The organism is Nocardia sp. NPDC003726 (assembly GCF_053586955.1).
The window spans coordinates 173,504-199,411 of sequence record NZ_JBSFNF010000003.1 but is presented as its reverse complement, the minus strand read 5'-3'; the positions used below and the strand labels follow the sequence as shown (position 1 = coordinate 199,411).

The 25,908-nt window shown below is 69.8% G+C and carries 29 protein-coding genes and 1 pseudogene; 14 read left to right on the top strand and 16 right to left on the bottom strand.

The features are described from left to right. Positions 1-144 precede the first annotated feature (144 nt). From ACWDMM_RS05710 to ACWDMM_RS05695, 4 genes and pseudogenes are all read left to right on the top strand, one after another. On the top strand, positions 145-783 hold the full coding sequence (locus ACWDMM_RS05710) for an SgcJ/EcaC family oxidoreductase (protein WP_449936179.1): 639 nt from the start codon (positions 145-147) through the stop codon (positions 781-783). Beyond that, positions 780-1,499: an SDR family NAD(P)-dependent oxidoreductase gene (locus tag ACWDMM_RS05705; RefSeq protein WP_449936176.1), complete on the top strand. Its 720-nt coding sequence runs from the start codon at positions 780-782 to the stop codon at positions 1,497-1,499. The genes ACWDMM_RS05710 and ACWDMM_RS05705 overlap by 4 nt, the downstream gene beginning before the upstream one ends. Before the next feature lie 12 nt (positions 1,500-1,511). Continuing rightward, positions 1,512-1,958 carry an SgcJ/EcaC family oxidoreductase gene (locus ACWDMM_RS05700; protein WP_449936175.1) on the top strand — a complete coding sequence of 149 codons (447 nt, stop codon included), beginning with the start codon at positions 1,512-1,514 and terminating at the stop codon, positions 1,956-1,958. Continuing rightward, positions 1,958-2,580 (top strand): annotated as a pseudogene (locus ACWDMM_RS05695) (NAD(P)-dependent oxidoreductase). Before ACWDMM_RS05700 ends, ACWDMM_RS05695 begins: the two are co-directional and overlap by 1 nt. A 139-nt stretch (positions 2,581-2,719) precedes the next feature. Here the strand turns inward: ACWDMM_RS05695 and ACWDMM_RS05690 are convergent. Then, positions 2,720-3,112: a group I truncated hemoglobin gene (locus ACWDMM_RS05690; RefSeq protein ID WP_357103272.1), complete on the bottom strand. Its 393-nt coding sequence runs from the start codon at positions 3,110-3,112 to the stop codon at positions 2,720-2,722. Positions 3,113-3,386: 274 nt separating this feature from the next. On the opposite strand from ACWDMM_RS05690, the gene ACWDMM_RS05685 reads away from it, so the two are divergent. The 4 genes from ACWDMM_RS05685 (at position 3,387) to ACWDMM_RS05670 (ending at position 7,034) form a co-directional block, all read left to right on the top strand. Beyond that, positions 3,387-4,358 (top strand): DNA polymerase domain-containing protein, encoded by a 972-nt coding sequence (locus tag ACWDMM_RS05685; RefSeq protein WP_449936172.1) that lies wholly within the window; start codon positions 3,387-3,389, stop codon positions 4,356-4,358. Positions 4,359-4,367: 9 nt separating this feature from the next. Beyond that, positions 4,368-4,796, top strand: coding sequence for a MarR family transcriptional regulator (locus ACWDMM_RS05680; RefSeq protein ID WP_449936367.1), 429 nt, complete (start codon positions 4,368-4,370; stop codon positions 4,794-4,796). 80 nt (positions 4,797-4,876) lie between these two features. After that, positions 4,877-5,875, top strand: a complete 999-nt coding sequence (locus ACWDMM_RS05675; RefSeq protein WP_195079126.1) for an acyl-CoA dehydrogenase family protein — start codon at positions 4,877-4,879, stop codon at positions 5,873-5,875. Next, entirely contained in the window at positions 5,859-7,034 is a 1,176-nt protein-coding gene (locus ACWDMM_RS05670) for an acyl-CoA dehydrogenase family protein (protein WP_449936169.1), read from the top strand. Before ACWDMM_RS05675 ends, ACWDMM_RS05670 begins: the two co-directional genes overlap by 17 nt. Before the next feature lie 60 nt (positions 7,035-7,094). On the opposite strand, the gene ACWDMM_RS05665 is transcribed toward ACWDMM_RS05670, so the two are convergent. Further along, on the bottom strand, positions 7,095-7,622 hold the full coding sequence (locus ACWDMM_RS05665; RefSeq protein ID WP_195079128.1) for a carboxymuconolactone decarboxylase family protein: 528 nt from the start codon (positions 7,620-7,622) through the stop codon (positions 7,095-7,097). A 403-nt stretch (positions 7,623-8,025) separates the two neighbouring features. Here ACWDMM_RS05665 and ACWDMM_RS05660 point away from each other — a divergent pair, with 403 nt between their 5' ends. Next, positions 8,026-8,538 carry a hypothetical protein gene (locus ACWDMM_RS05660; protein WP_195079431.1) on the top strand — a complete coding sequence of 171 codons (513 nt, stop codon included), beginning with the start codon at positions 8,026-8,028 and terminating at the stop codon, positions 8,536-8,538. A 113-nt stretch (positions 8,539-8,651) separates the two neighbouring features. Here ACWDMM_RS05660 and ACWDMM_RS05655 read toward each other — a convergent pair whose 3' ends face one another. The 5 genes from ACWDMM_RS05655 to ACWDMM_RS05635 form a co-directional block, all read right to left on the bottom strand. Continuing rightward, the gene (locus tag ACWDMM_RS05655; RefSeq protein WP_449936167.1) at positions 8,652-9,725 is read right to left on the bottom strand and encodes an NAD(P)H-dependent amine dehydrogenase family protein; all 1,074 of its coding nucleotides are present in this window, start codon (positions 9,723-9,725) and stop codon (positions 8,652-8,654) included. A 189-nt stretch (positions 9,726-9,914) separates the two neighbouring features. Beyond that, a complete protein-coding gene (locus ACWDMM_RS05650; RefSeq protein WP_357103254.1) occupies positions 9,915-10,523 on the bottom strand; it encodes a twin-arginine translocation pathway signal in 609 nt (202 codons plus the stop codon). Next, entirely contained in the window at positions 10,520-11,284 is a 765-nt protein-coding gene (locus ACWDMM_RS05645) for a hypothetical protein (RefSeq protein WP_323124081.1), read from the bottom strand. Before ACWDMM_RS05645 ends, ACWDMM_RS05650 begins: the two co-directional genes overlap by 4 nt. A 268-nt stretch (positions 11,285-11,552) precedes the next feature. Continuing rightward, complete coding sequence (locus ACWDMM_RS05640; RefSeq protein ID WP_449936364.1) at positions 11,553-12,692, bottom strand: CoA transferase; 1,140 nt, start codon at positions 12,690-12,692, stop codon at positions 11,553-11,555. Positions 12,693-12,757: 65 nt separating this feature from the next. Next, positions 12,758-13,723 carry an enoyl-CoA hydratase/isomerase family protein gene (locus ACWDMM_RS05635; protein ID WP_195079131.1) on the bottom strand — a complete coding sequence of 322 codons (966 nt, stop codon included), beginning with the start codon at positions 13,721-13,723 and terminating at the stop codon, positions 12,758-12,760. Between the two features lie 110 nt (positions 13,724-13,833). Between ACWDMM_RS05635 and ACWDMM_RS05630 the strand changes: the two genes are divergently transcribed. The 3 genes from ACWDMM_RS05630 to ACWDMM_RS05620 all read left to right on the top strand — a co-directional run bounded on the left by ACWDMM_RS05630 (position 13,834) and on the right by ACWDMM_RS05620 (position 16,100). After that, the gene (locus ACWDMM_RS05630) at positions 13,834-15,342 is read left to right on the top strand and encodes a class I adenylate-forming enzyme family protein (protein WP_195079132.1); all 1,509 of its coding nucleotides are present in this window, start codon (positions 13,834-13,836) and stop codon (positions 15,340-15,342) included. Between the two features lie 22 nt (positions 15,343-15,364). After that, the gene (locus ACWDMM_RS05625; RefSeq protein WP_195079133.1) at positions 15,365-15,667 is read left to right on the top strand and encodes a hypothetical protein; all 303 of its coding nucleotides are present in this window, start codon (positions 15,365-15,367) and stop codon (positions 15,665-15,667) included. Between the two features lie 82 nt (positions 15,668-15,749). After that, entirely contained in the window at positions 15,750-16,100 is a 351-nt protein-coding gene (locus tag ACWDMM_RS05620) for a hypothetical protein (protein ID WP_449936159.1), read from the top strand. Positions 16,101-16,198: 98 nt separating this feature from the next. Here the strand turns inward: ACWDMM_RS05620 and ACWDMM_RS05615 are convergent, their stop codons facing one another. Continuing rightward, positions 16,199-16,864: a TetR/AcrR family transcriptional regulator gene (locus ACWDMM_RS05615; RefSeq protein ID WP_449936362.1), complete on the bottom strand. Its 666-nt coding sequence runs from the start codon at positions 16,862-16,864 to the stop codon at positions 16,199-16,201. Between the two features lie 241 nt (positions 16,865-17,105). On the opposite strand from ACWDMM_RS05615, the gene ACWDMM_RS05610 reads away from it, so the two are divergent. Further along, a complete protein-coding gene (locus ACWDMM_RS05610) occupies positions 17,106-18,281 on the top strand; it encodes an acyl-CoA dehydrogenase family protein (RefSeq protein ID WP_449936156.1) in 1,176 nt (391 codons plus the stop codon). Positions 18,282-18,378: 97 nt separating this feature from the next. On the opposite strand, the gene ACWDMM_RS05605 is transcribed toward ACWDMM_RS05610, so the two are convergent. The 3 genes from ACWDMM_RS05605 to ACWDMM_RS05595 form a co-directional block, all read right to left on the bottom strand. Beyond that, on the bottom strand, positions 18,379-18,570 hold the full coding sequence (locus ACWDMM_RS05605) for a ferredoxin (protein ID WP_449936154.1): 192 nt from the start codon (positions 18,568-18,570) through the stop codon (positions 18,379-18,381). Between the two features lie 98 nt (positions 18,571-18,668). Then, on the bottom strand, positions 18,669-18,929 hold the full coding sequence (locus ACWDMM_RS05600; RefSeq protein ID WP_195079136.1) for a ferredoxin: 261 nt from the start codon (positions 18,927-18,929) through the stop codon (positions 18,669-18,671). Then, positions 18,926-20,233, bottom strand: a complete 1,308-nt coding sequence (locus ACWDMM_RS05595) for an NADH-ubiquinone oxidoreductase-F iron-sulfur binding region domain-containing protein (RefSeq protein WP_195079137.1) — start codon at positions 20,231-20,233, stop codon at positions 18,926-18,928. The genes ACWDMM_RS05600 and ACWDMM_RS05595 overlap by 4 nt, the downstream gene beginning before the upstream one ends. A 72-nt stretch (positions 20,234-20,305) precedes the next feature. Here ACWDMM_RS05595 and ACWDMM_RS05590 point away from each other — a divergent pair, with 72 nt between their 5' ends. Then, entirely contained in the window at positions 20,306-20,779 is a 474-nt protein-coding gene (locus tag ACWDMM_RS05590; protein WP_195079138.1) for a hypothetical protein, read from the top strand. Positions 20,780-20,817: 38 nt separating this feature from the next. Here ACWDMM_RS05590 and ACWDMM_RS05585 read toward each other — a convergent pair whose 3' ends face one another. Genes ACWDMM_RS05585 through ACWDMM_RS05565 form a run of 5 tightly spaced genes read right to left on the bottom strand, consistent with a single transcriptional unit; the run spans position 20,818 to position 25,758 of the window. Continuing rightward, positions 20,818-21,684, bottom strand: coding sequence for an alpha/beta fold hydrolase (locus ACWDMM_RS05585; RefSeq protein WP_357103557.1), 867 nt, complete (start codon positions 21,682-21,684; stop codon positions 20,818-20,820). Positions 21,685-21,721: 37 nt separating this feature from the next. Next, positions 21,722-22,114 (bottom strand): Rieske (2Fe-2S) protein, encoded by a 393-nt coding sequence (locus ACWDMM_RS05580; RefSeq protein WP_195079139.1) that lies wholly within the window; start codon positions 22,112-22,114, stop codon positions 21,722-21,724. After that, entirely contained in the window at positions 22,115-23,260 is a 1,146-nt protein-coding gene (locus tag ACWDMM_RS05575) for an amidohydrolase family protein (protein ID WP_357103232.1), read from the bottom strand. 21 nt (positions 23,261-23,281) lie between these two features. After that, positions 23,282-24,373: an amidohydrolase family protein gene (locus ACWDMM_RS05570; RefSeq protein ID WP_449936149.1), complete on the bottom strand. Its 1,092-nt coding sequence runs from the start codon at positions 24,371-24,373 to the stop codon at positions 23,282-23,284. A 20-nt stretch (positions 24,374-24,393) separates the two neighbouring features. Further along, positions 24,394-25,758 carry a cytochrome P450 gene (locus tag ACWDMM_RS05565; RefSeq protein ID WP_195079142.1) on the bottom strand — a complete coding sequence of 455 codons (1,365 nt, stop codon included), beginning with the start codon at positions 25,756-25,758 and terminating at the stop codon, positions 24,394-24,396. Positions 25,759-25,908: the final 150 nt, after the last annotated feature.

The following is a 25,908-nucleotide window of genomic DNA, read 5'->3' as shown; positions in this document are numbered from 1 at the left end:
GATCCGCGCCGTCGTCCTCGGGTCGGGGGCACTCCACCGTGTTGACACGCGAAGCCACGTTCCCTAGTATCTTCCTCAACGAAGAAACATCTTATAAGAAGAAACATCTTCGATGTAGATGATGCTGAGGGAGAGGCTTTCGTGATGACATCGGCCAGTACCGGGACCGAACCGACCGTGTCCCCCGGAACGCGGCGGCGCACCGTCGCCCGAGTCGTGGGGGTCGCCGCGCTGGCGGCCGCGGTCGGCGTCGGCGGTGGTTACTTGTGGCTGGATCGGACCTCGGATGTCCGCGATGCCGGAGTCGCGGCGTGCGCGGACGTCGTCGCCGACGGCGGCAGCGCCGATGACCTGCGGGCCGTCTGCGCGACCATCGCCACCATGACCGCGGCCTGGGACCGCAACGACGCCGACGCGTTCGGCGCGAGCTTCACCGAAAACGCCACCTACACCACGTTTCTCGGCACCCACTACGCGGGCCGCCGGGATCTGACCGAGGCGCACCGCGCCCTGTTCTCGGGATTCCTGAAGGGCACCGAACTCGCCGACTCCTTCCTCGGGGTGCGCTTCTTCGGCGCCGACGTCGCGATCGTCACCAGCCGGGGTGATCGCTACGAAGGCGATCGCCCGGCGAAGTTGGCCAAGACGCAGACCTACACGGTGGTGCGGGAGACCGACGGTCGCTGGCGGATCGCCAGTTTCCACAACACCAAGCGGCAGCCGGTCATGGAGCGCATCTCGTTCCTGTTCGACCCGGCCACCGAGCCGGAGGCCGAACGGTGAGAGCGCTGGTGACCGGCGCCGGCGCGGGGATCGGACGTGCCTTCGCGACATCTCTCGCCGCACAGGGCTATTCGGTGACGGCCGTAGCGCGTGGCGCCGACGGTCTGGACGCGCTGATCGCCGAACTCGGTGACGGGCACGACCGCATCGCCGCCGATCTCGGCACCGAAGACGGCCTGTCGGCAGTCGCGGAACGGCTGCGCGGCGGCGGCTACACGCTGCTGGTCAACAATGCCGGGATCGCCGCGCACGGTGATTTCACCGCGGTCGGGCTCGAAGCGTCGATCGCCACCTTGGACGTGAATTGCCGGGCGGTGGTCGTGCTGGCCCACGCTTTCCTCGGCGCGGCCACCGCAGGCAGCGTCCTGGTGAACGTGTCCTCCACCCTCGGGCACACACCGAAACCCGGCCTTGCCGTCTACAGCGCTACCAAATCGTTCGTCACGTCCTTGTCCGAAACGCTGTGGCACGAGCAGCGGACGCGGGGCGTGCGGGTGCTTGCCCTGTGCCCCGGCGTCACCGCCACCGCCTCGCAGACCGCCACCGACGTGCCGCCCTGGCTGGTCCAAACCCCCGAGCAGGTGGTGGACCGTGCGCGCAAAGCGCTGTCGGGCAGAACTGGCGCCGTCGTGTTCACCAGCCCGCACAATCAGGCGCTCGTCGCCGCATCGCGGTTGCTTCCCCGCCGGGCCACCTTGGCCCTGCTGGCCGAATAGAAGGAGACCGAAATGACCACCACCACCACCGACATCGACGCCATCCGCGCCCTCATCGAGCGCAGCACGCAGGCATGGGACAGCGGCGACGGCGCCGCCTACGGCGCCTGCTTCACCGCCGACGCCACCGACATCACCTATGTCGGCACGGTCTACCACGGCGGCGAGGAGATCGGCCGCGCGCACCAGGCGCTGTTCGACAGCTTCCTGAAGGGCACGCGCCTGACCGTCGAGATCCTCGACATCCGCCGCTACGGCACGGATACCGCCGTCGTCGTGACGCTCGGCGAATCCTCGAAGCGGCCGCCGCGCAAGCTTGGAAAGCTCGCCACCTACACCGTCGTCCGCGCCACCGACGGACAGTGGCGCATCGCGGCCGTGCAGAAAACCCGGCGCAAGCCGCTGATGGAGGCGGTGTCCTTCCTGTCCCAGCCCGCCACCCGGCCGGCCGCGCACTGATGGCCGCCATCGCGGTCCTAGGCGCGACCGGACGCACCGGGCGCATGGTCGTCGACCGGGCGCTGGCCCGAGGACATCACGTCACCGCGATCGTCCGCCCGGCCACCACCGCGGCGCTCGCGCACGGCCCCACCGTGGTCACGGCCGATCCATGCGTACCAGGAGCGTTGACCGGACTGTTCGAGACCACGACGCGGTGATCTCCGCGCTCGGTGCGACCGGGCGCGGTCCCACCACGGTGTATTCCGCCGCCACCGCCCAGATCGTCGCCGCCATGCGTCCGGGCGGACGAGTTCTCGTGATCTCCTCCGCGGCGCTGGATGTCCCGGCCGACGCGGGAACGGGCGCCAGGATGCTCGCCGCCGTCCTGCGCGGGGCCATGCGGCACGTCTACTCGGACATGGCGCGCATGGAAGATCTGCTCGCACACAGTGGTCTGCGCTGGACCGCGGTCCGGCCCTCGGGACTGACCGATGCGCCTGCCTGCGGCAGTCCCCGTATCTCGCCGGGGGCGAACAGCAAGGTCGGCCCGCGCACGTCACGTGCCGACCTCGCCGACTATCTCCTCGACGCCGTCGACGACCCGCACACCTACCGGTCCGTCGTCGCCGTCTCGTCCTGACCGCCTCCTCGGGATCCCTTCCGCGTCGCAAGGGCGCACCGGGTGACCGCTCGGTCGGCACCGACGTGCTGGAGGTGTCCCGCCGTGGTGGGTGCACGGCGCTCGCAGCGTCACCCGGCCATCGCGAGAGGGCGCCCCGCTATTCGATCGCCTTGGTGACGATGTCGTCGGCGAGGGGAGCGACCGCTGCGATGATCTCGGCCGTTACCGCGGGGTGGGCACCGGCGGCACGGAGAGCCTCGGTCAAGTGTTCGGCGACGCGGTCGAAGTGGTGGCGGGTTATCCCACGACCTTGGTGGATCTGCTTCATTCCCGGCCCCCGGTACGGCGCGGGTCCGCCCAACGCGGCGGCGAAGAACTCGACTTGGCGCCCCTGCACTCGCGGCAGGTTGACGCCGGTGAAGAACGGCGCCAGTTCATCGTCGGCCATGATGCGGGCATAGAGGTCCGCTACGACGACCTCGAGCGCGGCGTGGCCTCCGACTCGCTCGTACGGGGTGCCGTCGCAGGGCGTTACCGATGTTGTTTCCACGGGGGCTCCTCGAATCGCGGGCATTCGCCCCACTGAGGATACGAGATCTTTCAGCAACTTCGGTGACTATTTCACCACTTCATCGTATTGCATGGCCTAAGAATATTCAGTCACATAGTTGCCCGAAGGCGGCACGCCGCCCGCGGCGTCGTGATCCGAAACCGAGCCCGAATCGGCGCGGACACGCCCGAACGGTTCGGTGTACCGGGCGGTTTCGTGGCTTCGGGTGGAGTGGCGGGTTGACCCGGCCCGCGCGGGCGGGCATGGTGGCCCGGTGGGTCAGGAAGAGGTTCGCCACGGGGTGGCGATGTCCAACCTCGAGCAGCCGCTGTTCGACGGGGCAGAGGCGACCAAGCGCGACCTGGTGGACTATCTCGAGGCGGTCGGGGAGCGGCTGGTGCCGGCAGTGCGGGGCCGGCCGATGTCGGTCGTGCGGATCCGGCCGGGGCAAGACGCCTTCATGCAGAAGAACTTGCCGAAATACACGCCGGAGTGGGTTCGGCGGGTGACGGTGTGGGCCGAGAGCTCGCGGCGGGAGATCTCCTACGCCTTGTGCGACGACGTGCGCACCCTTCTGTGGTTCGGTAATCAGCGTGCCGTGGAGTACCACCCCACGCTTCTGCTCGCCGACCACACGCTCGGTCCGACGCATCTGGTGCTCGACCTCGATCCGTCACCGGGGCAGACGTTCGGGCACGCCGCGCAGGCCGCGGAACTGATCCGCGCGGCACTGGCGAACGACGGATTGGCGGGCGCGGTGAAGACCAGTGGGGCCAAGGGCGTGCACGTTTTCGTGCCGGTGGAGCCGGGCACACCCGTGAACGACGCGGCCGCCGCCACCCGCGCGATCGCGGCCAGGGCCGAACGCCTCGATCCTGGCCTCGGGACCACGGCGTTCATCAAGGAAGACCGCGAGGGCAAACTCTTCCTCGACTCGACGCGCGCGGGTGGCGCGACCGTGGTCGCGGCTTACAGTCCGCGGATCCGTCCCGGCACCCCGGTCTCCTTCCCCCTCGCGTGGTCGGAGCTCCACGACGTGACGCCGACCGATTTCACCCTGCGCACGGCGCTCGACCGGCTGGCGGACCGGGATCCTTGGCGGACCGAAATGCCCGCACCGCAACGGCTTCCGGACGACCTGATCGCCGAAGGGCACACCATCCCGGTAGCCCGGGTGCAGGCGATGCACGAGGGCAAGCGGCGCGCCCGCGCCCGCCGCGCGGCAGAGACGCCGCCGAACAGCTGACGCGCATCGATCACCTCACCTGCGTCCTCCGCAGCGCCCTCGCGTGCTCATCACACGGATCGGCAGCTGTCCTGTCGAGATATCGATCTCAGCGCGCTGAACCTGATCGGGATGCTGGGACCGCTCACCCCGGGGCAGTTGGCGGACCGGCTCGGGGTCGGTCGCGGCGGCGCCGTCACCACGGTGGTCGACCGACTGGAGCGGGCGGGGTACGTGCGGCGGCGTCGCGATGGGGAAGACCGGCGGCGGGTGCGGGTGGAACTCGTCGCGGTACGGGCGGAGGTGGCGGTGGCTCCGCTGTCCGGGGAACTCGCCGCGCTCGGCGCGGATCTGCCGCAGGACGACGCGGCACTGCTGACACTGCTGACTTTCGTGCGCGGCGTCAATGCGGCGCTGGTTCGCGCGACGGGCCGGGTCGCCGACGCGCACGCTGTCTGAACCGCCGTCGAATTGACACTTCCGGAAATGAGAATGATATTCTCATGTTGGTGCTGCCATGACAGGAGAAGAGGGCCGACATGCTGTTCGAGTTCGACGCCGACCAGCGACTATTGCGCGAGACGGCGCGTGAGGTCACCGCGAAGCAGTGCCCACCCGCTCTGATCCGTGACCTCGTGGACAAGGACCTCGAACCCGGCCCGCTGTGGCAGACGTACGTGGACATCGGCTGGACGGAACTGACGGACCCGGCCCTGAGCGTCGAATTGGCCATCGTGCTCGAAGAACTGGGACGCGCCGCCGACCCGACTCCTTTCCTGGCGTCGATGTCCCAGTTCGCGCCCCTCGTTCCGGGGACGGCTCGGATCGAACGACCCTGTGCGGCAGTGTATTCCGGCGTCATGGCCAGACGTGACGGCACGGGTTGGCGGTTGGACGGCACCGCGCGCGATGTGCTCGACGGCGACCGTGCGGAGCGGCTGGCCGTGGTGACCGATGCCGGTGTGTTCGTCGTCGCGGCCGCGGCGGTGACCGCGCGCCGCACGCCGGTCTTCGATCCGGTGCTGCACGTCGCGGAGGTCGGCTTCGCCGATGTGCGAGTCACCGACGCCGACCGCAGCGAGATCGATCCGGCGCGCGCGCGTCAGCACGCGCTCACCGGGCTCGCGCTCACCACCGTCGGCGCCTGCCAGCGCATCCTCGATCTGGCCCTCGACCATGTGCGCGGCCGCCGCCAATTCGGCACGACCATCGGATCGTTCCAAGCGGTGCAGCACAAGGCGGCCGATATGCACATCGCGATCGAGCGCGCCCGCGCACTGGGATTCTTCGCCGCGCTGTGCCTGGCCGCCGACGACCCGCGGCGGCGGATGGCGGCGTCCATGGCCAAGGCCGCCGCGGGGGAGTGTCAGGCGCTGGTCTTCCGTCACGGTCTCCAACTGTTCGGCGCCATGGGCTTCACCTGGGAGAACGACCTACAGTTCGCGCTCAAGCGGGCCAAGGCGGGCGAGCTGATGCTCGGCGGCGCGGCCGAGCACCGGGCGCTGATCGCCGAGGAGTACCGTGCGGCTCACCTTTGATCCCGACGTCGAGGCGTTCCGCGCCGAGTTCGTCGCCTTTCTCACCGAACACCTCCCGAGCGAAGCCGAGGCCGCGGAGCGCTCCCGCTCCAGCGCGCACGTGCCGCACTGGGCGCGCCGCTGGCAACGTCTGCTGTTCGACAACGGCTGGCTGCTCCCGGCGAATCCGCCGGAGTTCGGTGGGCGCAATGCCACCGTGCTGCAGCAGTACGTGCATCTGGAGGAGTTGTCCAAGCGGCGGATCTACCACAGTTTCAATCCGCAGGGGGTCGGGATCGTCGCGGCCTCGCTGCTGTCGTTCGGCACCGAGGAACAGAAGCGCCGCTGGGCGGTGCCGATCCTGCGGGCCGAGATCACCGCCGCGCTCGGCATGAGCGAGCCGAACGCGGGATCCGACCTCGCCTCGCTGCGTACCAAGGCGGTACGCGAGGGGGACGAATTCGTCGTCGACGGCCAGAAGGTGTGGACCTCCGGCGCGCACGACGCCGACGTCCTGCTCACCTTCGTCCGCACCGATCCGGCGGCCCCTAAACATCGGGGAATCAGTGTGCTGCTGATCCCGACCGACGCACCGGGAGTGACGCGGCGACCGTTCCCGTCGGTGTGCTCGCCGGAGGATCTGGATTTCAACGAGGTCTGCTTCGAAGGCGTCCGCGTGCCCGCGCGGAATCTGGTCGGCGCGCTGAACCAGGGCTGGTCGGTGGCCACCGGCTCGCTCGGTCACGAGCGCACGCTGTTGTGGCTGGGCTACGCCGATCGGCTGGAGGACCTGCTCGGCGACTTCCGCCCCAGGACGGTGCTCGACCGCGACGCCTACGCGAGACTCGTGATGGACACGCACGCGCTGCGATTGCTCGGATCGGCCGCCCTGGCGCGGGAGGCGCGCGGCGAGCAGGACGTGCCCGCCCTCTCGATTCTCAAGGTGCTCGGTTCGGAAGCGGTGCAATCGGCGTCGGAGCATGCGCTCGATGCCGCCGGAGTGGACGGGCTCGCCCACCCCGCGATGAGTTCGCGCCCGAATCCCTTGAATCTCGACCACTTCTCCTCGGGCTGGTTCGAGCGCTACATCCGCAGCTTCGCGGGCACCATCGCCGGTGGCACCTCGGAGATCCAGCGCACGATCATCGCCGAGCGGGTGCTCGGCCTGCCGCGCGGCTGAAGCGCGAAGACACCGCCGCCCCGAGGCTTCCGGCCGCGGAGGCGCCGGGGCGGCGGCGAGTCAGTGTTCGACCTGCACGCCGAAAGTGTTGAAGGCCATCGCCAGCGTCGTGTAACCGCCGACCGTGAACACCAGGTCCATGCGTTGCCGTTCGTCGAGACGTTCACCCAGGGCGGTCCAGGTCGCTTCGGACAGCGCCGACTTCTCCCCGAGTTCGTCCACGGCCCGTAGCAGCAGGCGGTCGAAATCGTCGTCGGCGCTCCGCTCGCCCCTCGCCGCGGCGATGTCGTCGTCGGTGAGCCCGGCCTCGGCGCCCATGCGGACATGGTGATGCCATTCGTACGCGCAGCCCCGCTGGTGGGCCACCCGGAGAATCGCGAGTTCGCGCAGTCGTGGCGCCAGCGTGGAGCCGAAGAGCAGATGGACGTTGAAGCCGAGGAAGGCCTTGGTCAGGGGCGGATGGCGCACCATCGTCGCGAGCGCGTTGCCGGCGGCCTGCGGATTTCGGCGGTGCGCGGGCAGCATCCGCGACAGCGCGGCGTCCACCGCGTCGTCCCACTGGTCCTCCGGAAGTGGGGTCACAGTCATCGGCCTTCTCCTGTTAGTTGAAAACGTCCTTCTCCATTTTGATCACTACATTTCCAAACCGGTCGGTGGTAGTCAATGCGCCAGGTAAGCGGTGGCGCCGCCCCGAAAGCGGCGGTAGCGGTCGGCGATGTTCACATCGGGCATCACCTCCCGTGGAGGCAGGGTCCGATCTGTGGCAAGTATTGATTCTCACTGTTGGAGAAGATACGTTTCATTTTTGCGAGAGTGTGTTACCAAAGGGGTCGGTCACTCCCACGCGGTCATTGCCCCGCCGCTCGAGATCGGCCGACGGGCCCAGCGCAGGAGGGTGAGCATGAGTGCTCGAGGGTTCGATTCCGCCGATCGGGGCTTCGATCCGGCGCACTCGGTCGCCGGGTGGCGCGCCCACGCGCGCAAGCATCTGCTGCGGTACCGGCTCGCGGTGGTCGCCGCCACCGCCGTCGACGTGGTGCGGCACGCGGGCGGCTGGCTGTGCGACCGGACGATGGCGGGCTGGGAGGTGACCGTGCTGCTCGCCGACTGCTCCGGCGCGCGGTCGCTGCAGATCCTGGGCGCCACCGTGCTCGATCTCGAGCGGTCGCTGGCCACGCCGGTGCACGACACCTGGCCGCATGCCGTCGCGGTGGCCCAGGAGTTGTTCGCGGCCGACGCCAGGGTCCGGCAGGGCGTGCTGGACTGCCTGGATCACGGCCTGATCGAAGTCGCGCTGTGGGGCGAAGAACTGCCGGAGGAGCTCGACCGCAGGCTCGATCCGGTACATCACCGGCTCAGTGTGGCCGCGCGGGCGTTCAAGGGCTGTGCGCTGACGGCGGCGGGTGCGCCGGCCTCGAACGTCGGCGCCGCGGAGACGTTCCGCAGCGGTGAACTGCTGCTGACCGGATTGTGGGGCGGCACCGACCTCGTCGCGGTGGGCTGAACGCGAACACCGCGGGGCGGTCGAGAAGTCCGCTCATCGCGACCGATTCGGACGGGCTACGGGCCGCACCGGCGCGGAACCGGTCTCACCACCTGTGGTGACGCGGCCGCCGATCAACCCAGATTGGCCGTCAGCGGGGGCAGGTCGAGGGCGGTGCGGATGCCGGGCGGCGCGGCACACAGGTATGAGACCGCGTTGACGGCCCGGTTGGCCGCGTACCGCGGCGACATGACGCTGAGCCCGCCCGGGTCGCCGGGATGACGCAGATCCATCTCGATCGGGGTCTCGCCGCCGATCGCCACATGCCATCCGGTCTCGCGGACCGGCCAGGCCTGCCGGAGTGCGGTCGTGCAGTACCAGGTGGACCGCAAGCGCAGCGGGACGCGGCCGCCGCCCCGTCCGGAGATGGTGATGCGTTGCGCGGCAACGGTTCCGGCCGCCAGCGTGGTGCACCCCAGCGGTACGTCGTGTTCCGCGACAGCCACCTCGCCCGCCACGTCGAACGCGTCCAAGGGCAACCGGACGGCATCGGCCACCAGTCGCAACGACGGACCGAAGGTCTGGGCGGCGTGGGCGAGCCGCTGCCGGTCGAACGGCGCCGCGGCTGCGCCGAAACCCATTGTCTCCAGGAGCAATCGCGACGTTCCCGGGTGGGTGAGGTCGACGCTCTCCTCGATCGACATGCGGTCGATCCTGCGCTGGATCGAGCTGAGCGCGACGGGAAGGGTCTCGGTGACGAAGCCGGGCGCGAAGCCGGTGCTCAGAATCGACGCCCCGCCGAACCAGCACGCGGCCTCGACGCGCGCGCACACCGCGGGGTCCACGGTGCCGGGGTGCCGCAGATCGCCGTGGGTGGTGACCACGTTGACGCCGGCCACCAGCAGGCGGCATACGTCCTCGACGTCGAACAGGCGGGGCAGGTACAGCACGCAGTCGGCGCCGAGCGCCAGGATCTCGTCGACATCCGTGGTCGCGGCGACTCCGGTGACGCCGCCCCACCCGCACAACGCGCCCGCGTCGACGCCCGCCTTGGCCGGATCGTGCACCCGCACACCGGCGAGCACGAGGTCGGGATGATCGAGTACGGCCCGCAACGCGTGCACCCCGACGCCGCCCGTCCCCCACTGGACGACCCGGTAGCGGCCGTCTGTCCCGTTGTAACCGTGTGACTGTGGGTTCTGGTCCATCGCTGGCGTCCATTCCGTGCGTCGGGGAGGGGGCAGAAGGCTGGTCACGGCCGGAACCGGAGCAGACCGTCGTGGGCGAACGAGGCGACGAGCGCGCCGTCGGGCGTGTGCATGTCGCTCCTGCCGAAGGAGCGGCCGTGTGCGACGAGCGGGCTGTGGTGGCCCAACAGCAAGTGGGTCGAGCGCCGCCTAGACCGGGTCGAACGCTGAGATGCGCCACGTGCCGTCGGCTTTGCGCAGTGTCACCAGGACGCTGCTGGCGGCGAGGGCGGGGTCGGGTTTCTCCGCGCTCGTGGTGGTCTGGTTGATGAACACCAGGACCACGGCCTCGTCCGTCCGTAGGTCCGACACGGCCGCCCGGACGACGGTCGCGCTCGTGCGGACCGACTTCTGTTTCGCCGCAGGCGCCACCACCTGCTGGGTGAACTGGCTGTAGTACGCCAGGAAGTCGCCGGTCAGAAAGGACTTCGCGGCATCGAGATCGTGGTCGATGGTCTCCGGTGCGTAGGACAACAGCGCCACCGTGCCGCGCGATGCGGCATCGAGCGCCGCCGCGGCGTCGCCATCGGTACGGTTGTCCGGCCGGTACTGCACGAAGAACAAGCAGGCGGCGGCGACAACCGACGCGACGACGAGGACGGCGAGCGCGGGCAAGGCGTATTCGGTCCGCAACACCCGGGAGAGGCGCCGCGCCTTCGGCTTCCGGCCGCCGGCTTCCGTCGTTTCGGAGGGCGGCGTATCCGGCGGCTCGGGAACGTCCTGCTTCGATTCGGCGACCGCCGCGCTGTCGGCGCTCACGGTACGAACTCGACTTTCGACATCTTGAGTTGATCTCCGTCCCGCGTCACGGTCACGCTCAGCCGCCAGGCGCGCGGCTCTTGCCGCGCCCCGGCCGAATTGGTGACCTGTGAAGTGGCGGCGACGAGAACGACCGCGGAGTTCTCGGTCATCGACTCGAGCGCGGTGGCGTTCACCTTGCCCTCGGTGGCGACCCGCGACTGCTGGATCACGGTCGTGAAATCCGCGGCCCTAGTTTGGAAGTCGCCGCGAAAGGATCCGGTGGAGTTGTCCAGGACGCGCTGCACGTCCTCGTTCGCCCGGTTGAAGTCGAGCGTCGTCAAGGCGACCACCCCTTGTCGCGCGGCGGCGGTGAATTCGGCTGCGCGGCGGTCGTTCTGGGTGACGTCGTGATGGTGCTCGACCATGTATCCACTGCTCGCCAGCGCGACGGCGATCACGGCCATGGCGCCGACGGCCGGTGTGGTGCGACCGCGAAGACGCCGGGTGAGTGTGACCTTCTGGGGCGGAAAACCGGTAACCGCGACCTTTTCGGCGGTTCCGGTCCCCGCCGAAGTGCGTGCTCGACGGCGCGACTCGGCCGCGCGCACGCGGGCGCGAGCCGCTTCGGCGCGTGCCTCGGCTGCCAGCGCCTCCGCCTCGGCTGCCTCGGCGGCCAGCGCGAGTTCCTCGGCTCGGCCGTGCGGGTCGCTTCCCTCGGCTTGGTCGTCGCCGTCCTGGACGGGTGGCGATTTCAGGGTGTGTCCGGCGCTCGGGCTCATCACCACCTCCGCGGTAGCGCAACGGAACGAGTCGGCAGAGCTGGGGCGTCGCCGGGTCTGTTGCGTCGACTGTGACGAGAATGACGTTATCACAGAAGGAAGGGTCCACTCGGAAAATGCATCTTCTTCACGGTCTGGAAACGCTATCTAACAGCGTAAATATTGTTCTCTGCCTGGATGAAGGGTGTTGTAGGGGTGCGGCGGGTGCGGGGTTTCCGCAGTCGATCGGTGTCCGCCGACCGGACGCGGCGGCGCGGCACGAACCGAATCAGTCGCCCAGTGCTCGTCGCGCGGCGAGTATCGCGTGGACGGCGGAAGCGTCCGCGCCCAGCGTGGAGGCGCGGGGGCGTAGGCCGGGCGGTGGCGTCGGCGGGACAGCGGCGTGGCGGGCGTCCGCCGGGCCCGGTGGCGTCGCCGCGTACGTCGCGGCGACGGCGGCCAGCGACAACTCGATCAGCTCCCCACCGCCGCGTGCCATCGACTCGGCGACCATGCGCGCGGCTTCCAGTCCGGTGAGCGGATCGGCGAGCGCGTCGGCGCAGAAGACGGGTTCCGTTCCGCTGCCGCCGACCAGTCCGCCCGCCACCGCGGCGTCGTCGCCGAACCCGGGGCGATGGGCGTTCGCGGCGTCGGCGCCGTGCGCGGTCACCCGCAACCAGACGCGGCCGGGGCGGCTCGCGATCCGATCCGGGCCGAGCCCCCGGCGGGTCAGCGCGGCCGGGCGCGAACCTTCCAGCACCACGTCCGCGGCCGTCAGCAGCTCTCGCAATGCCGCGGCGTCGAATTCCGCGGCGTAAGAGAGCTTTCCCGCGTTCATCCAGTCGAAGAACGCGGGGGAGCCCGCTCGCGGGCCGTCGGGTCGCCGCGGGTGCTCGACCTTGACCACCGTGGCGCCGGCCGCGGCGAGCAACCGGCCGCACAGCGGACCCGCCCACATCGAGGTGAGGTCGGCCACGAGGCATCCGGCCATCGGGCGCGGACGTCCCCTGGGGCCGAGCGGGCGGACCCGCGGTGGCGCGGCATGGGCTTCGCCGAGTATGGCGGCCGGGATGTCCAGCAGCCTCGCGCGCTCGGTCACCGTGGTCGCGGGGTGACGTGCGGCCCATCGCGTCACCGCGTCCCATGGGTCCTCCGGTGGCGCCGCCGTCTCCAGCAGCGCCGGGACGGCTTCGAGATCGGCGGGACGAGACAAAGTGAGCGCGCACCAGCCGTCCCGGGTGGCGAGCAGGCGGCTCGCCCCACCTACGGAAACGCGGCCGCGCCGGGTCGCGCCCGACAACGCGGCGCGCCCGCTCAGTTCGAGAGGAACGTCGATCCGGATCCCGGTGTGCGCGGTGAAGTCCGCGGCGACGGCCTGCGCCCTGGACAGGATTGCGGCGCGGGTGAAATCGGGCTCGCCGTGCGGCATTCCGGTCAGCCAGGCCAATCCGCCTGCGGCCCAGGCGGCCTCGGGGGACGTCCTCGTCGGCACGATCACCGAGTCCGCCCACGGGGTGCGATGGCATCGACGAGGCCCCAGACGAGCGCGGTCGACGCCGGGATGGTGCGGCCGCTGAGCACCAGATACCCCGTTCGCCAGCGGCCGATCCTGCGGGTGACGCTGACGGTGCCGCCTGCGCCGGGGATGAGCCCGAGGTCCAGTTCGGGCAGGCCGAATTCCGCACCGGGGTCGGCCACGACGGCGCCGCAGGCCGCGGCCATCTCCACTCCGCTGCCCAGTACTCGCCCGTGGACCACGGCGCGACAGGCGCGGCCGAGACGTGCGGTCACTTCGTGCAGCGCGAGCGCCGGGCTGTGGCGGGTGCGCGCCAGATGCGCGGCGGCCACGTCGGTGAAGGCGCCGAACTCGGCGAGATCGCCGCCGCTGCAGAACGAGGGGCCGTTGCCGCAGAGTTCCACGGCCAGCACCGACGGATCGAGCCGGGCGATCGCGAGTGCGTCGAGCAGGGCGGCGCGGGTGCGGTTGTCGAACGCGTTGTGCCGATGCGGCCGATCGAAGCGGATGGTCAGGGTGTGGCCGGTGCGCACGACTTCCAGCGGCTCGGCTTCCTCCGGCGGGATCGCCGCCGGTCCGCGCTCCCGCAGCCAGGCGCCGAACTCGGGCCCGCCTTGCAGCGTGGAGTACGCGAAAGACTCCGTGAGCAGACCGGTCCGCACGTCCGAGGCCTGCGCGGCGCGCAAGACGTCGTCGCAGATGGTGGCGGCCGTTGGGTGGCGCTCGAAGCGCTCGCGCAGCGCCGCGACGGACCCGTCGACGGCGGCGACGGTGACGACCCGCGGATCATCGCTGTGCGCTTCGGTCAGGGTGAAGCTGGCGTGCTCGAGCCAGTGTTCGGCCGCGGGGCCGATGGGACCGGTGGCGACCGCCACGACGACGCCGTGCGGCGCCGCGTCGGTTGCCGCATCCGGCGCCGCGGTCACCTCGATCACCCGGAACACCGGTTTCCGACCTTCCTGCGCATCGCTTTCCCTGCGGCTGAATATGTTATTCTCCGATCGAGAGAATGACAATATCGTGCGTTCGAGGACGATGGCGGAAAGGGTGCGGAATGAGCGTTTCGCTCTTGCTGGACATGGCCGCCGCGGTCAACCCGGACCGGCTCGCGGTGGTATGCGACGAGGTGCGCTGGACCGCGTCCGAACTGAGCGCGCGCGCCGGGGGCGGCGCCGCGGTGATCGCGAACTCCGGCGCCAGGAGCGTGGCTTACGTGGGCACCGGCGGCCATCTGCTTCCGCTGCTGATCTTCGCTTCGGCGGGCGCGGCGATCCCGTTCACGCCGTTGAACTATCGTCTGGCCGCCGATTCCCTGGGTGAACTGATCGCTCGGCTGGATGATCCGCTGGTGGTCTGCGACGACGAGTACCACGACATCGTGGCCGCGTTCGGCGGCAGGATCATGCGCGCGACGGCATTCGCGGAGGCGGCGGCCACCACCGATCCCCGCGCCGGCATCGAGTCGCCCGATCCGGACGAGGTGGCGGTGGTGCTGTTCACTTCCGGAACGACAGCCAAGCCGAAAGCGGTCGAGCTCTCGCACAACAATCTGGTCGGCTACATCACCGGGACCGTCGACTTCGATTCGGCCGAGCCCGCCGACGCCGCGCTGATCTGCGTGCCGCCCTACCACATCGCCGGGATCAGCGCGGCACTGTCCAACCTGTACGCCGGGCGAACCATGGTGTATCTGCGCAACTTCGACGCCGCGCGGTGGGTGGAGCTGGCGGGCAGCGCGTCGGTCACCACCGCGACCGTGGTGCCGACCATGCTGGATCGCATCCTGACCGAACTGCAGCGCTGCGGGGCGAAACTGCCCGCTCTGCGCAATCTCGCCTACGGCGGAGCCAAGGTCGCGCTCCCGCTGGTCCGCAAGGCGCTCGACCTGCTGCCCGAGGTCGGTTTCGTGAACGCCTACGGCCTGACCGAGACCAGTTCCACCATCGCGGTTCTGGGACCGGCCGATCACCGGACGGCGCACCGGTCCGGCGACCCTGCGGTGGCGCGGCGGCTCGGTTCGGTCGGGCGTCCGGTGCCTGGCATCGAGGTGCAGATCCGCGACGACGACGGGCGGGTGCTGCCCGCCGGTGCGACGGGCGAGTTGTTCGTCCGCGGGCCGCAGGTGTCCGGGCGGTACACCGGGATCGGGTCGGTGCTGGACGAGGAAGGGTGGTTTCCCACCAAAGACGTGGCGATGCTCGACGCCGACGGCTACCTGTTCATCGGTGGCCGCGCCGACGACACGATCATTCGCGGCGGGGAGAACATCGCGCCGGCCGAGATCGAGGATGTGCTGGTCGAGCACCCCGCGGTGCGCGAGGTGGCGGTCGTCGGCGTGGAGGACGCGCAGTGGGGCCAGATCATCGTGGCGGTGGTGGTGCCCGCGAACGGCGCGACACCGGACCCCGCCGCGCTGCGCGACTACGTCCGCGCCCGCCTGCGCGGCTCGCGGACGCCCGATCGGATCGTCTTCCGTGACTCGCTGCCGACGACCCCGACCGGCAAGGTGCTGCGCCGCGAACTCGCCGACGAGTACGGCCCGCAGCCGGTCGCCGAAACGTAGTCACCGTCAGGAAAGGACGACAATGGTCAAGAACGGCACTCGCCTGCGCAGCCAGGTATGCGACACCGAGGTGATCGTGGTGAAGGCCGCCGACAGTCTCGACGACCTGCGCGCAGGGGGTCTTCCGATGATCCCCATCGGAGCGGAGCGGACTCCGGGCGCCGAGCCGGTCGCGGACTACGCCGGCGGCAATCTGATGGGTAAGCGCTATGTGGACGACTCCGGCGCCGAAATCCTCGTCACCAAGGCCGGTGCCGGCACGCTCAGCGTCGGCAGCACACCGTTGGCGCTGAAGGAAGCCCAGCCGCTCCCGGCCAGCGACTGACCCTGATGCCGGACGAAATCAGAACTCGCACGAACACAAGCCCTGGCGCAGGGGCCGGGTATGGAGCGGAAGGACGCGAAACGTGACGGAATCGAAGATGCTGGTGTTCTCCAACGCCGTGGCGGGACAGGACGACGCCTTCAACGAGTGGTACGACACCCGGCATCTGGCCGAAGTGGTCCAGGTGCCCGGCGTGACGAGCGGGCAGCGGTTCGAGCTCGTTCCCGCCGCACTGCCCGGCGGCAATGCCGAAGCGCCCGCGCACCGGTATCTGGCGGTGTACGAACTGAGCGACGACCCGGACACGGTCGTGCGAGCGTTTCTGGAGCGGGCGGGCAACGGACAGATCCAACTCGACAAGGCGCTGGACGTCTCGACGCTCGCCGTGTCGGTGTGGCGCGCTCGCGGCAAAGGGCACGCTGCGGCCGAGTGAGCATGTGGGTCGCGCCGCGCCCGGTGATCGAGCAGGTCTACGAGCTTCTCCGGACACTCCGACGGACGGTGGCGTCGATACCCCGGCGGCGATCTCCCTCAGGTGGGGGCATGGCCGGCAGTGATCCCGTGGGCGCAGAAGCTCCAAACCTCTTCTGGCGTGAGCGGTTTCGCGCCGGGGTCCGCGTTGGCGGGCTGCGAGGTGAACATCACGGTGTGCATGATCATCGCGGCGAGGCGGCGGGGGTTGGCGGTGGCGGTCAGCCTGCCCGCCGTCTGCGCCTCCGTCATCAACTCGGTGAACAGCCCGAACAGCGACGCGTGCGCCATGCGGACCTGCGCGGGATGCGAACCGAGCAGCTGGCGGGAGAACTCGGTGAACAGCGGTCGGCGCGCGTCCGGATCCGGCCGGCACAGATGGAACAGCAGCTCGACCGCGGTCCGCAGCCGGTCCAGCGGTTCGCCGCTGTTGACCGTGGCCGCGCGGATCTGCTCGACGGTGCGGCCGAGCGCGTCCTCGTACAAGGCGAGCAGGAGTTCGTGTTTGCCGTCGAACTGCAGGTAGAAGCTGCGCAGCGATTGCCGTGACCGGTCGACGACCTCCTGCACCGTGAAGTCCGTACTGCCCTTCTCGGTGATGATCGCCTGCGCCGCGTCCAGGAACCGTTGCACGCGCTGGCTCGCGCGCAGCTTCGCCGTGCGTAGCGACCGCTCCACGGCGCGCTGCTTCCAGGCGGGCTCGCCCCGCCCATCGACATCGGTCATGGCCGCCGCGTCCCGCGTGCCGACGCGCACGCCCTCGGCCGCGCCCGGTCCGTCCATGCCCGGTACTCGCTCGGAACCATCGTTTTTCCTCTACCCGTGTGGCATCGTCGCGGCGAAACTAATATTATCGTTGAAGAAGAATAATATTCTCAAAGTGGTGAGATGGAAGTATTTCCGGCGGTAGTCGATGCGGGCGGCCGGATGTTGCTGGAGCATCGCGCGACGATCGCGAAGGAGTACCGTGCAACTGAGTTTCGACGACGACGTGGAAGCGTTCCGCGCCGAGTTCGCCGAGTTCCTCGACCGGCACCTGCCGCCGGAAGCCGCTGCGGGCGAACGCCCTCGGTCGACCTCGCACATTCCCGAATGGGCGCGCCGGTGGCAGCGGCTGCTGTTCGACAACGGCTGGCTGGTGCCAGGCCATCCGCCGGAGTTCGGCGGCCGCAACGCCGGGATCCTGCAGCAGTATGTGCACCGCGAGGAACTGGCCGGGCGCGGAATCTACGAGAACTTCAATCCGCAGGGCGTCGGCATCGTCGCCGCGTCGCTGATCACGTTCGGGACGCCCGAGCAGCAGCGGCGCTGGGCGGTGCCCATCCTGCGTGGAGACCGCACCGCATCACTCGGGATGAGCGAGCCGGAAGCCGGTTCGGATCTGGCCGGTCTGCGCACCAGGGCGGTCCTGCGCGACGACCGTTTCGTGGTGGACGGGCACAAGATCTGGACCTCGGGCGCGCACGATGCCGACGTCCTGCTCGCGTTCGTGCGGACCGATCCGGACGCGCCGAAGCACCGCGGCATCTCGGCCCTGCTCATCCCGACCGATCTGCCCGGAGTGCGTCGCAGGCCGTTCGCCTCGCTCTGCGCTCCGGACGACCTCGACTTCAACGAAGTGTTCCTCACCGGGGTGGAAGTACCGGCCGAAAACCTGGTCGGCGAGCTGAACAAGGGCTGGCAGGTGGCCAACGGATCGCTCGGGCACGAGCGCACACTGCTGTGGCTCGGCTTCGCCGACCGGCTGGACGGCCTGCTGGCCGACTTCCGGCCGGAAACCGCTGTGGCCGCCGATCGCTACGCCAGTCTCGTCCTCGACGCGCACGCGCTGCGCCTGCTCGGATCGAGCGCGCTGGCCAAGGCCGCGCGCGGCGAGGACGCCGGTCCCGGACTCTCGGTGCTGAAACTGCTCGGCTCCGAAGCGGTGCAACGCGGAGCCGAACACGCGTTGGCGGCGGCGGGGTCGAGGGGACTGACGCACCCGGACGTCACCGCACGCCACAGCGCGTTCACCCTGGAGCAGACCGCGCCGGGCTGGTTCGAGCGCTTCGTGCGCAGTTTCGCGGGCACCATCGCGGGCGGCACGTCGGAGATCCAGCGCAACATCATCGCCGAGCGCATCCTGGGACTGCCCCGGCGGTGACGGTGCCGCCGATGTTCCGGGGATCGACCGGCGATCGCGTTGCGCGCCTGGGCTGTTCGTCCCGGCACGGCCGGTGGACGCAGGCCGCCCGCCCGGATCACTCGCTGAGCGAGATGGCCGCGCGCGGGCATTGCGCCACCGCGTCCCGCACGCGCGCTTCGACCTCCGGGGTCACTTCCGGCCGCAGGACGTGCAGTTCGTCCTGGTCGTCGAGGTCGAACACCTCGGGAACGATGCCCGTGCAGATGCCGTTGCTCTCGCAGGCCTGATAGTCGATCTCGATTCTCATCGCGCCGCCTTCGTCTGTCGGTGTGCCCGGCCCGCCGTGGGAGCTACGGATGTGGTGGGCGACGTGGCGCCGCCGCGGATCGGCAGCGCGGTACACGTTCATCGAGGCGGCTCCCGCTGCGCCGAGGTGTCCGCCGAAGACGCCGACGCAGTGCCGGATTCGGGCTCCGGCATGGCGATGATGGCGTGCGCGGGGCAATCCAGCAGGGCGCGCGACACCGCGTCCTGATCGGCGGCCGCCACGACGCCGGTACCCTCCAGCGACGCGTAACCCCAGTCGTCGAGCGAGAAATGCGCGGGCGCGTGTGCGGCGCACAGGCCGAATCCGTCGCACAGCGTCCGGTCGAGCCGAATCCTCATGAGGCGGACGCCGCTTCCACGCCGAAGGGCCGCTCGGCCGGGTGGACGCCGCGGGCGCAGGTGGGGCACCGGCCTTCCAGATGCGCGGTCACCTCCGCGGTGAACCGCGCCAGCAGAGTGGCGGTGGCGTTGGCCGCGCCGTCCAGCGTTGCGCAGGCGCCGCGGCCGCGCAGCACCACCGACCATCGCCGCAACCGGTCGACGTCGGCGGCGGTGGCCGTCCCGTCGCGCAGCGCGGTGGCCGCGGCCGCCATCGCGGCGGTGCCGTTGAAGCAGGATCCGCACTGGCCGGCGTTCTCACGGTCGAAGTAGCTCAGTACCGCCGCGGCGACCGCGACGGGGCATTCGGCGGTGATCAGCGATATCGCGCCGCAGCCGAGCCCGCTGCCGAGCGCGCGCAGCGATTCGTGGTCCAGGGTGGCCGTCAGCACCGAGCGGTCCACCATGCCCGCGAAATAGCCGCCCGTCATGGCACCGCGCACCTGGTCCGGCGCGACGCCGTGCAGGGCGAGCAGGTCGGCGAATCTCGTGCCGTGCGGCAGCTCGTAGAGCGCGGGCGGCCGCCCGGCGCCGGTGACGGTGGCCAGGAAGGTCCCTGGGGAATGCGCCGTGCCCACACTGCGGAACGCCGCACCGCCGTGCCGTTGGACGAACGGCAGATGCGCCAAGGTCTCCACGTTGCCGACCATCGTCGGCAGCCCGTCCACACCCTGCTGGAACGGGCGCGGCGGCTTGTCGGACGGCTTCGCCGGGCCGCCGTTGATCGCCCGGATCGCCGCCGTCTCCTCTCCGGCGACATATGCCGGGTCCACGGTGACCAATTCGACGGCGATCTCTGCGATTCCGGCCCGGTCGAGTTCGGTCAGAGCGGCGTCGACGCGGCGCGCGGATGCCGGATCCGAGACGTAGACATAGGCGCGCCGCGCGCCGACGATCCCGGCCGCGAGGCGCAACCCGTCCAGCACCAAGTGTGGGCGGTGGCGCATCAGCCATTTGTCCTTGATCGAGGCAGGCTCGCCTTCCTCGCCGTTGGCCACGACGACGGTTTCGCGCCCGCGTAGACCGGCGTCGCGCACCCCGGCGAGCTTGACGGCGATGGGGAACGCCGCGCCGCCGCGGCCGAGCAGCCCGCTGCGGCGCACTTCCGCCAGCACCGCGTCCGCGGAATGCAGCCGCCGATAGCCCCCGGCTTCCCGATAGGCGGCCAGATCCTCGTCGCCGCCGCTCATCCGCAGCAGGCGCGGCACGCAGCCGGGCGCCGCGGCCACGGTGAGCCCCGGGACCGGCTCGACAATTTCCTGCATGGCAACCTCTTCCGGCTGAATCTCGAGCGAGGGACGCGACGTCGTCGCATGGCGGCGGTTAGGCTTTCCGCCATGAGGACCGCGGTGCTGCGTATCAATGTCGACCCGGACGGGCAGCTCACCGCGGCACAGCTGGCGGACGGGACGACCCGGTTGCGCGCACAGGCCGCCTCGATCGCGGCGCAGCTTCCGGACGACGATCTGGCGGCGAAACCCGCGCGACGGCGGGAAGTCCAGTTGCTGGTCGAGACCGACGATTCCGCCGCCGTGATGGACGCGGCGATCCGGGTGTGCGCCGCGGCGTTCGGCACCGCGCCTGCGCCCGGTGTGGTGACCTTCGTCAGCCGCGGGACCGATGACGACGCACGCGGCGTGCTCGCCGGTTTCGGCGTGACCGGCGAGATCACCCGCTCGCTGGACGCCGACGGTTTCGACGTGGTGTCGGTGACGCTGCGCGCGTCCGATCTGGAGCGGGTGCCAGAGAGCCGGATCCACACCGCGCTGGAGGCGTCGCTGAACTGCGAGGTCCGGATTCACACCCGCTGAGCGACGCGGGCGCAGCCCTGGCATCGATCGCGCGGGCATCAGCCGTCCAGGAACTTCAGGATCGCAGGGGCCGCAAGCACCCAGGTGTCGAACATGTTGTAGTGCGTCGCTCTTCCGCTCGCGCGGTCCTCCATCGCGCGTTCCCAGGCGTCCTCCGGCCAGGGCGGATCGATCAGCGTCGAGCCCTCGATCAGGCAGCTCACCTCGAGTGAGGTGCGCTTGGGATGGTCCAGATCGCCTGCGCCGCCACGGATGATCAACGTGGGGACCCGGATGCGATCGAACATCTCGTCGTCCACCCCGGGGATCGTCTGTCCCGGTTTCGGGACGTAGGCGCCGAGCCAGCGCAACGACAACTTGACGAACTCGTCGCGATCCAGGCCCAGCAGGCGCCGTTCGTTGGCGGGGTTCTTGGCGATGCGTTCGCGCCACTCCCGCAGCAGCGGCAGGCCCGCGACCCCGCTGCCGCGCACCACCTGCAAGCTGGGCAGCACGTAATAGGCTCCCAGATTGAACATTCCGTAGACGCCGCCCACGATGTTCCACAGCGCCAGTTTGGCGACCCGCTCGGGGTAGAGCATCGCGGTGAGCATCGAGTCGCGCGCGCCGCCGGAGCCACCCGCGAGCACACAGGGACCCGCGCCCAGCGCGGCGAGCAAGCCGTCGAGCGTCGCCGCTCGCATGTGCGATTCCGTCTGCCCGTAGAACTGCACGTCGGAGGCGCCGCAGTTGGGACGGTCCCACAGCAGCACCGACCGGCCGCCCGCGACGAGCGCTTCGGCCAGCGGGCGCAAGCCGGGCACGTCCATGCCGAACCGGCCACCCGGGGTCAGGACGACGAGTTCGCCGCCGTCGCCGAGGATCTCGTACACCACCTTGCCGCCGTTGATCTCCACCGAGGACACCCGGCCCGCGCCGGTCCCGCTGCTCACGCGGCCCGCCTCAAGCCATGACCACGACGTCGTCGCCGACGACGCGGACGGGGTAGGTACGGATGCTCCATTCGGGTTTCACCGCTGTGGTGCCGGTCGCGAGTTCGAAACCCCATTGGTGCCACGGGCAGTAGATGAATTCCTTGTCCCGCACCATCACCGCGTCCCCGGGGACGGACTCGTCGACGACGGTGCGCCCGCGGGCGCGGCCGGCGCAGAGCGGGCCGCCCTCGTGCGGGCAGTAGTTGGCGATGGCGTAGAAGGTTCCGCCGACGTTGTAGACGCCGACACCGTGCCGGCCGATCGGCACCACCTTGGACGATCCCGGCGGGATCTCGTCCACGGTGGCGACGACGTGCTCGCGCCCTTGGGCCAGCCGTGGCGGCTGGGATTCCTCCGGCATTCAGAACACCCGCCTCTGGCCGTCGATGGCGGGCACCGTCTCGGGGAGGTGATAGGTCTCGATGCCGTTGCGGTACATCACGCGGTCGCGTGCGTACCCGGGAAGATGCTTGACCAGCCAGCGGGGATCGTCGAAGGTCCAGTGCGGGTAGTCCGAAGAGTACAGCAGGATCCTGTCGGCCTCCATCCATTCGAACGCCCTGGTGAGTTCGGTCTTGTCCTCCGGATAGTCCAGCGGCTGGGTGGTGAACTTGATCTGCTCCTTGACGTAGTCCGACGGCTTGCGCCGGATCCCTGTCCAGGACTTGCGCGCTGCGTAGATCGCGTCCATCCGCCACATCAAGGGCAGGATCCAGGTGAAGGCGTGCTCGACGAACACGATCCGCAATGCCGGGAAGCGGTCGAACACCCCGTCGAAGATCAGGCTCATGATCTGGTTGGCCGCCAACAGCGAGTACGTGACCATGAAATCGTGGTTGTAGCTGGGGAAACCGACCGGCGGCATGGGCATCGTCTCGTACGCGCCACGGCCGAGATGGCAACTGACCACCAGGTCGTGCTTTGTCGCGGCCGCCCAGATCGGGTCGTATTTCGGGTCGCCCCAGGCCGGTCGAGGTTCGGCCTTGATGAGGATCTGCGCCATATACGGGTGCCCGGCCCAGTGCTCGATCTCGCGGACCGCGCCCGGCGGGTCGTCGATCGCCGCGCAGATCGAACCGCGCCAGCGCTGGTGCCAGTTGTTCTTCGAGTCCAGCCAGTGCTCGGCCAGCCAGTGGTTGACGCCAGTGGCCAGCGCCTGCGTGGCCTCGGGCAGGCGCGCGGCCTTGACCGTCGGCTCCAGGATCGCGATGTCCGAACCGGCTTCGACGATCAACTGCCGGAAGGCCAGCTCCGGGTCGCTGCCGGCGAATTCGCCGTCGGCGGGGAAGGTGTCCACCCGCATCGCGTAGGAATGCGCGTAATCGGGGGCGTCGTAGACGATCGTCTCGCCGACCCGGTGACTGAGGAAATAGGAGCTGCGGTACGGCTCGGGGATGTGCTCGACGAGTTCGCCGCGGCGTGGCACGGGGTGCACGTCCGAGTCGACGACCCGGACGGCGACCTGCTCGGGCGCCGGGGCGCGGTGCTGCTGGTGGGCCAGCCTCATGGTCGTCTCCCTCGTTCGCGATTACTCGGTGACCAGCTCGGCGGGCATGTCGATGCCGTAGAGCTGGGATGCGTTGCGCCACAGCAGCTTCTCGCGCTGCTGGGCGGTGAGCGTGGACGGCAGCCCGTCGATGTCGCCGCAATGCCAGTGCGGATAACTGGAGCCGAACAGCACCATGTCCTCCTTGCCGGTGAAACCGAGCCACTCGGAGGCGAATGCGGTGTCGCCGGGCCCGTCGAGGCTGCCGTGGACGAAGAACACGTGACCGGGCAGGTACTCGCTCGGCATCCGTGGCGCCCACGGCGTCTGCTCCAGGTGCGGTCTGCCGAAGGTGTCCATCCGCCAGGAGAACGGGGTGAGCAGGTCGGCGGCGCCGTCGGCCCAGACGAACCGCAGGCGCGGCTGCCGCTCGAACACGCCCTCGGCGATCATGTTCATCAGGTGGTAGACGTAGTTCAGCGCCATGAACCCGAGGTACTGCTCATAGGTCCTGGTGTGCCCGGACGGCGTGGGCGGGAAGCCGATGCTCTCGCCGGTCTCGATGTGCGCGGCCACCGGCAGCCCGGCCTCGGCCGCCGCCTCCCACAGCGGCCAGAACTGCGGCTTGCCGTAGAGCTCTCGCGACTGCAACGGGACACCGACCTGGACGACCCGGGGATGTTGCGCCCACTTGCGGATCTCGCGCAGCGCGCCCTGGATGTCCTCCGGATTCACCCGAATGGTGCCGCGGCACCTGGACGCGTACGCGCCGGAATCCAGCCAGCGCGACACCATCATCTCGTTGTGCGCGGCCAGCACCGCCGTGGTCAGATGCCGGTCCGGCAGGATGCCCCTGGTCATGGGATGCAGAATCGCGACGTCGACGCCACGCATTCCGAACAGCTGCTCGCCGACGACATCCGGGTCCGACGCCGGATACCCGCGGTCGGGCCCGCGCGTCCCCTTGGCGTACTCCCCGCCGGGGGCGCCGTACCAATCCATCTCGGCGTCCGGAATGCCACGGCTCTTGAACGGCTCGCGCAGGAAGCCGCGCATGTCGTCGTTCGAGGCGAAGAAGATGTGCACGCCGGCGTCGATGACGGGTGTGCTCGTGCCGTCGGAAAGCGTTCTCATGCAATGTCTCCCGGAAAGGATCAATCGATCCGCGCGATGTCGGGGCGCTCGGTCACCGGCGCCGCCAATCGCTGTTCGTCGCAGATCCGCTGCAATTTCGCCAAGGTCTGCTCCAGCCCGGGGCCGAGGCGCGGTCCCGGAGTGAAGGTGGCGGGCAGCTGCCGCATGCCCTGGATGACGCCGATGGTCTCGTAGTGCACGGTCCCCTCGGGATCGCAGCGGTAGTCGGGCATCCGGTCGAGTACGGCCGTGAGCATGGACTTGAACACCGTGCGCGCGACGTTCGACCCGATGCAGCGATGCACGCCGAGCCCGAAGCTGAAGTGGCGATTGCCCCTGCGGTCCAGGACGACCTCGTTCGGATCGGGAAAGATCGCCGGATCCCGGTTGGCCATCGCCCAGGACAGCCACAGGCGCTCACCCTCGCGGAATCGGGTGTCCTCGACGACGAAATCGGCGGCGATGGTGCGCCCGTCGCCCGGGGCGGGCGTGAAGTAGCGCAGGAACTCCTCGGTGGCCGAGTCGAGCAGGGTGTCGCGCTCCCGGCTGAGCAGATCACGCTGGTCGGGGTGCTCCGAGAGCCACTCCAGGGCGTGCGCGGTGAGCGCGGTGGTGGTGTCGAATCCGCCGCCGATGATCAGGCCGAGCATGCCGAGCAGTTCGAGATCCGGCGCGGGTGCGCCGTCGATGCGCAACTCGGTCAGCGCGTGCACCAGTCCGGGCCGTGGGTTCTGCTTGATCTCGGCCAGGTTGGTCAGGAGATCGATGCCCATCGCCCGGTGCATCTCGGCCACGCGCGCCGCGTCGGGGGAGTCCTCCGGCGTGTACACCGAGGCGTGCACCGGCTCGCTGTAGACCGACCACTGCCGCAACGGGATGCCGAGCATGGCCAGGGTCAGCACGGCCGGGACGACGTTGGCGAGGTCGTCGACGAAATCTATGCGGCCGCTCTCGATCTTCTCGTCCAGCGCGGCGCGCACGATCTCGGCGATGACCGGCTCCCAGCGCCGGACCGCCGCGGGGGAGAGGTAGGGGTTGAGCACCTGACGGTAGAGGCGGTGCTCGGGATCGTCCATCTCGAGCATCCCCCCGCGCACCACCTGCGCGCGCCGGGCGGGCGGAATCGATATTCCCTGATAGCCCTTGCGTTCTCCGTGCAGATCGTGGTCGTTGGAGACGTGCGGGCAGCGGGCGAGTTCGAACACCGCGTTGCCGCCGCTGGCCACCCAGTGACCGTCGTAGGTGTCGCTCCAGGCGATCGGGCACTTCGCGTGCAGTTCCTCGGTGATCTCCTGGAACCGGTGGCGGTATTCCGGCGTGTGCCGGTCGAAGTGATACCGGTTCTTCTTGCGGTCCTCGTCGGCGACTACGTCGTCAATGCTCACAATGGTGTTCCTCTGCTGCTCACGGGATCCGGTGTGCCCGCACGGCGACTGGAGCACGCTTCGTTCCTTCGCGGCCGCCGCGGGTCCGGCGCGTCGATCGGATGCGGTGGTCGCGCCACCTCAGGTAGCCGGTGTGCAGCCGCAGGCCGG

Coding starts and splice junctions, on each gene's coding strand:
- ACWDMM_RS05710 (WP_449936179.1), top strand. CDS start 145: ATGACATCGGCCAGTACCGGGACCGAACCGACCGTGTCCCCCGGAACG.
- ACWDMM_RS05700 (WP_449936175.1), top strand. CDS start 1,512: ATGACCACCACCACCACCGACATCGACGCCATCCGCGCCCTCATCGAG.
- ACWDMM_RS05675 (WP_195079126.1), top strand. CDS start 4,877: ATGCTGTTCGAGTTCGACGCCGACCAGCGACTATTGCGCGAGACGGCG.
- ACWDMM_RS05665 (WP_195079128.1), bottom strand. CDS start 7,622: ATGACTGTGACCCCACTTCCGGAGGACCAGTGGGACGACGCGGTGGAC.
- ACWDMM_RS05655 (WP_449936167.1), bottom strand. CDS start 9,725: ATGGACCAGAACCCACAGTCACACGGTTACAACGGGACAGACGGCCGC.
- ACWDMM_RS05645 (WP_323124081.1), bottom strand. CDS start 11,284: ATGAGCCCGAGCGCCGGACACACCCTGAAATCGCCACCCGTCCAGGAC.
- ACWDMM_RS05640 (WP_449936364.1), bottom strand. CDS start 12,692: ATGCCGCACGGCGAGCCCGATTTCACCCGCGCCGCAATCCTGTCCAGG.
- ACWDMM_RS05630 (WP_195079132.1), top strand. CDS start 13,834: ATGAGCGTTTCGCTCTTGCTGGACATGGCCGCCGCGGTCAACCCGGAC.
- ACWDMM_RS05625 (WP_195079133.1), top strand. CDS start 15,365: ATGGTCAAGAACGGCACTCGCCTGCGCAGCCAGGTATGCGACACCGAG.
- ACWDMM_RS05615 (WP_449936362.1), bottom strand. CDS start 16,864: ATGACCGATGTCGATGGGCGGGGCGAGCCCGCCTGGAAGCAGCGCGCC.
- ACWDMM_RS05605 (WP_449936154.1), bottom strand. CDS start 18,570: ATGAGAATCGAGATCGACTATCAGGCCTGCGAGAGCAACGGCATCTGC.
- ACWDMM_RS05600 (WP_195079136.1), bottom strand. CDS start 18,929: ATGAGGATTCGGCTCGACCGGACGCTGTGCGACGGATTCGGCCTGTGC.
- ACWDMM_RS05595 (WP_195079137.1), bottom strand. CDS start 20,233: ATGCAGGAAATTGTCGAGCCGGTCCCGGGGCTCACCGTGGCCGCGGCG.
- ACWDMM_RS05590 (WP_195079138.1), top strand. CDS start 20,306: ATGAGGACCGCGGTGCTGCGTATCAATGTCGACCCGGACGGGCAGCTC.
- ACWDMM_RS05580 (WP_195079139.1), bottom strand. CDS start 22,114: ATGCCGGAGGAATCCCAGCCGCCACGGCTGGCCCAAGGGCGCGAGCAC.
- ACWDMM_RS05575 (WP_357103232.1), bottom strand. CDS start 23,260: ATGAGGCTGGCCCACCAGCAGCACCGCGCCCCGGCGCCCGAGCAGGTC.
- ACWDMM_RS05570 (WP_449936149.1), bottom strand. CDS start 24,373: ATGAGAACGCTTTCCGACGGCACGAGCACACCCGTCATCGACGCCGGC.